Source organism: Peptidiphaga sp., from assembly GCF_057238965.1.
In genome coordinates this window covers 70810-75507 of sequence record NZ_DBHHEV010000003.1, presented here as the reverse complement: position 1 = coordinate 75507, position 4698 = coordinate 70810, and the positions used below count along the sequence as shown (strand labels likewise).

Genomic DNA, 4698 nt, shown 5'->3' with positions numbered 1-4698 from the left:
TCGCCAAGGAGCTCAAGCCTTCCGCCCGCGGCGAGTACGAAATCACCGACGTCAACCGCGTCTACCTCGAGGCGGGCAAGCTGCAGGTGGAAGTTTTGCCCCGCGGCACCGCCTGGCTCGACACCGGCACCTTCGACTCCCTCGCCGACGCCACCGGCTTCGTACGCACCGTCGAAGCGCGTCAGGGCCTGAAGATCGGCGCGCCGGAAGAGGTCGCTTGGAGAATGGGATTCCTGACCGACGACGAATTGCGCCAGCGCGCCGAGCCGCTCGTCAAGTCGGGCTACGGAGCGTATCTGCTGGGTCTGCTCGACGGATAGGCGGGCGACGGACAGGCGGGCGGACCGGGACGGAGGCATCCGAGTCATTGTCATTCGGCGGACAGAGGAAAGCCTCCGCAACGGGCCGTTCCTTTGGCCGACGGGTCGGTCGGCCTTCGCCGACCCCGTTCAGCGGGCCTCGCTCAGCGGGCCGATCGCCCTACGCCGAATCTGCGCGCCGGGCGCGCGCCGGGCTTGACTCGACCGGTCAACGGGCTCTCGATGAGTCTGCTCGCCGGAGGGACGCCCCGCGGGGCAACGAAAGTGCCGAACGGAGGCCGCCGCGGCCTGTCGGCCATGTCGGTCACCCCCGACCGTCTTCCTCCTCGCGGCGCGGAAAAACCCAGTGCTTCATGATGAAGTAGTTCCACAGCGTCGTGATCCCGGTGGAGAATATTTTCCCTTGCACGTAGGCGTCCCACCACGAGTCGAAACGGTCGACGACGGCAGCCGTGAAGACCATGTTCGCCGCCAAAAGGATGCCGTAACGCACCATCGCCCCTCGCGTCGAGGCATTCGACCTGAAGGTGTAGCGCATCTGCGTGAAGAAGGCGAAAACCGGTGAGGCGGCGAAAGCAGTAGCGGCTGAGGACCATGCGGGGCATCCGAGCGTGGAGATGAGGATGGAGAGCACCGTCAGATCCAGCGCGAAAGCCGTTCCGCCGAAAAAGAGGTATTTTCCGGCAGTGAGCAGCGTTGCCCCTATGCCCGCGCGAGGGGACTGCTCGCCCCCCATCAGGAGCTTCCCGCAGACGTGCCTCTTGGCCGGGCCTGCTCGTCCGCCGAGGGAGCAGCCTCTTGAAGCGAAGCCCCGGCCGCCTCTCGGAACGAGCCCTTCCGCCAGACTGGCCCCTCCTGCCGGGCCGACGCCTCGCCGCCCAGGCCGCGCGCCCGACTGATCAAGGCGCTCATATCGCCGCTGACTGGGCCTGGCCCTCCTTCAACGCCCGCGGGGGCACTCGCGTCGCCGCCTCGAAATCCTCGGTCGCCGTGGCCCGCAAGGTCGCCACCGTCCGAATCTTCACCGTTCGCACCGCCGCCGTCCGAGACTTCGCCTTCTGGGCCGCCCGCGCCGCCGTCCGAGCCTTCGGCCCCGCCGTCGATGCTCGTCAATTCGCCGTCGAAGGGACGCGTGACGAAAAGCCACCACAAGATTCCGATTCCCACGAGCATCATCGCCAAGGCGTAGTAGTGGTCGGCGGAGAGCTTCGAGAAGTCCCACGGAACTTTGATGCCGAGAGAGTATCTCCACGAGACCCTGAAGGCCCAGCCGAACATCGCCACGGAGGCGACAGCCAAGAAAACCGCGTTCGCCGGAGTCCCCCAGCGGCGCGCGATCGGAAGCACGGCCAAGGCCACGAGGGCGACGACGAAGGGCAAGTTGTACCGGCCCTGCCACATCATTCCGGCGGTCCGCAAAACGGCGTACTGAAGCGCAATCGTGGAGAGCGGGACGAAGAGGATCCCGAGCGTCACGGCCAGCTTCTCGCGTCGCCTGGCCAAGGCAAGCGTGACGACGACGAATAGGATGCAGACGACGATCGACGTCGTGTGCAGCCATCCCGGGATGGGATTGTCGCTCCAGCCGAAGTACCCGAAGGCCCCGTCCCAGATCGGCTCCACGAAGCGCTTCTGGAGCTTGCCGATCATCTCGAAAAGGTCCGCGTCCTTCTCCGCCCATCCGAAAACGCTGTCGCTGGGCCGGGCCACGTGGTTCCACACGAGAGCGCCGACGCACCCGGCGGCGGCGAGCCCGAGGGAGATCCACATCGCCCGACGCCGCATGAGGCTCTTCCAGGCTTCGAGGCGGATGAGCAAGCCGACCATCCCGACGATCCCCACTGCCCACAAGGCCGCCGTCGGCCGACTCAGGGCGATGAGAGCGACGAGGGCGCCCACGCCGACGAGGGAACGGTCGGAGGGCCTGTGGCCGACGGCCACGGGAATGAGGAAGCCCGCCAAGGCGAAGCACATGGCGATCTCCGGCCCCTGAGGGTTGATCGCGGCAAAGAAGGCCAGGCAGGTGGGCGTCAGCCCCACGGTGCAGGCGAGGGCGTAGCGCGTGCCGCATTTTCGGGCGAGCGCGGCAATGCCGAGGGCCGTAAAGCCGGTGCATATGAGCGCGGAGAGGAGGCGCATGGCATACCACGAGGGAGCGCCTTCCAGGAACAGCGTCGGCCACCCGACCGCCATGTAGTACAGGGGCGGATAGTTGGCCGCCGTCGTGGATGCGATGCCCGTCTTGCCGTCGCTCGTTGGAACGGGTTTGGCGCATTTCTCCGGGGCTTCGGGGAAGAAGACGAAGCAGGCGGTGTTCTCCTCGACGTTCTTGAACTCTCGTGGGACTTCGACGTCGTGCCTGTTGTACTTGAAGCCGAAGCGATGGACGTCGGGATGACCCTCGACGATGAACTGCCCGCGCACCACCGCGGCAGCCTGTATGGCGTGCGCCGGCTCGTCAGCCTGGCCCTTGATCGGGATGATGAAGGACCACGCGACTGTCATGAGGAACAGCGCCGCCCACACGAGGCAGAAATGGCGCACCGAGTCTTTTGCGAAGGCCTTGGAAAATGACTTGGCCAAGAGGGAGGCTGCCGCTTTGGCCAAGGAAAACAGCGCTTTGGCGAAGAAGGACAGGGCTTTGACGAAGGCCGACCCCGCTTTGGCCGCGGCGGAGGGCTCTTTGTGCAAAGCGGACGAATCTTCGGCCGAGGCAGGCGCCCCCTTGCCTGCGGCGAACGAGTTTTCGGCCAAGGCAGACGCCGCCTTTTCGGGAACTGTTTCGTTCATTGCGGCCCTGCCTGCCCTTCCATGCGAGATTCGAGCCTGTCCAGGTCATGCCGAAGTATCGCGACCTGCTCGGTGAGAGTCCTTCGATCCTCTTCCAATCTGGTGACCACCATGGCCAAATGTATGGAAAGGACGACGAGGAGCAAAATGACGGCGAAGAACACCATATTCGACGTGACTTCGAAGCCGGCCATCCTCGCGACGGCGTGGACCCACGCGGGATGGATCGCTCCCCCGAGCGCCATGACGTCGAGGGCGAGCCACATCCACACGTATTTCTCTTTGATCTTGCGATGGCGCAGCAGGTGGATGAGCACCGCCCCGATGCACACGACGATGACGAGGGTGAAAATGCGATAAGTGGTCATTTCACCGCCTTTTTGACCGGACTGACAAGGGCGACGGCGAGGGCCAGCGAGGCCCGAAGCAGGTAGACCGTCGATTTCACGGGGGAATGGGAGGGTTCGCCGGCCACCCGCTTGTGCATTTCGACGCCCACTTGCTCAACTGCCATGCCGCTGCGAATTCCCACGACAAGCGCTTCGATGGTGTCGCCCAGGTACTCGGCGGGGTACGACGTCGAAAAAAGCGCGAGGGCCCTAGCCGAATAGGCCTTGAAACCCGACGTGACGTCGGTGAGCTTCGTGTGGGCGATGCCGCTGAGGACGGAGGCCAGAATCTTCATCGCCCAGCGGCGCGGCCCGCGGCTGCGGTACTTCCCCACCCCGGCGAAACGCGAACCGATGACGATGTCGGCGCCCTCCTCGATCTTTTCGACGAGGGCCGGGATGTCGGCGGGATTGTGCTGCCCGTCGGCGTCGACCTGCACGGCGGACCGATAGCCGTTGTCCACCGCGTAGACGAAACCCGCGCGCATGGCGCCGCCGACCCCGAGATTGATCTTCAGATCGAGCACGTCCGCCCCCGCTTTCCGCGCGGCGGCGGCCGTCCCGTCGCGGGACCCGTCGCTCACGACGAGGACGTCGGCCCAGGGAACGTGTTCGCGGACGGACTGGACGACGCCGCCGACCGATTCTTCCTCGTTCCACGCGGGAATGATGACGAGCAGGTCGTGTGGCGCTGAATCGTCACGGGCGCGTTCGGGGCACACGCGGCCGCCCTTTCTCGAAATCGTTGGCTATGGCGATGGGGCGCGCGGCGATTTTCCGCACGGCACGGTTGAGTATACCCGACGCCTCCTCGCTTCCCGCCCTACCGGGGACGGATTCCCAGCCCCGCAAAATGCGAGAAAAGAAGGGTCGCCCGTCAGCCGAGAACGACGTCCTTGGCGGCGAGCCACCTCTCCTTCCAATCGCCGATCGGCTCGACCCCGATGCGTTCGAGGGCGTCGTGCCCGAGCACGGAATAGTGCGGGCGCGGGGCGGGGCGCTTGAAAGCCGCGGCGGTCGTCTCCTTGACCATGTCGGGGTCCTTGCCGATGGAGGCGACGATCTCGCGCGTGAAGCCGTGCCAATTCGTTTTGCCCGAGGACGTGCCGTGATAGATGCCCGTCGGCGCCTCGGCGTCGACGAGCCTCACGATCAGGTCGGACAAGTCAACCGTCCACGTCGGCTGGCCAACCTCGTCG

6 protein-coding genes are annotated in these 4698 nt (G+C 65.7%); 1 reads left to right on the top strand and 5 read right to left on the bottom strand.

From position 1 onward, the window contains the following. Positions 1-320, top strand: a 320-nt coding sequence (locus ACO48X_RS01065; RefSeq protein WP_484999699.1) for a sugar phosphate nucleotidyltransferase, incomplete at its 5' end; no start/stop codon positions are given. Positions 321-624: 304 nt separating this feature from the next. Here ACO48X_RS01065 and ACO48X_RS01060 read toward each other — a convergent pair. The 5 genes from ACO48X_RS01060 to ACO48X_RS01040 form a co-directional block, all read right to left on the bottom strand. Further along, positions 625-1056 (bottom strand): GtrA family protein, encoded by a 432-nt coding sequence (locus tag ACO48X_RS01060; RefSeq protein WP_484999697.1) that lies wholly within the window; start codon positions 1054-1056, stop codon positions 625-627. Beyond that, complete coding sequence (locus ACO48X_RS01055) at positions 1056-3110, bottom strand: DUF2142 domain-containing protein (protein ID WP_484999695.1); 2055 nt, start codon at positions 3108-3110, stop codon at positions 1056-1058. The genes ACO48X_RS01060 and ACO48X_RS01055 overlap by 1 nt, the downstream gene beginning before the upstream one ends. Then, the gene (locus ACO48X_RS01050; RefSeq protein ID WP_009199317.1) at positions 3107-3478 is read right to left on the bottom strand and encodes a DUF2304 domain-containing protein; all 372 of its coding nucleotides are present in this window, start codon (positions 3476-3478) and stop codon (positions 3107-3109) included. The genes ACO48X_RS01055 and ACO48X_RS01050 overlap by 4 nt, the downstream gene beginning before the upstream one ends. Then, positions 3475-4221 carry a glycosyltransferase family 2 protein gene (locus ACO48X_RS01045; RefSeq protein WP_484999693.1) on the bottom strand — a complete coding sequence of 249 codons (747 nt, stop codon included), beginning with the start codon at positions 4219-4221 and terminating at the stop codon, positions 3475-3477. The genes ACO48X_RS01050 and ACO48X_RS01045 overlap by 4 nt, the downstream gene beginning before the upstream one ends. Before the next feature lie 155 nt (positions 4222-4376). Next, on the bottom strand, positions 4377-4698 hold a 322-nt coding region (locus tag ACO48X_RS01040), incomplete at its 5' end, for a sugar nucleotide-binding protein (protein WP_484999691.1).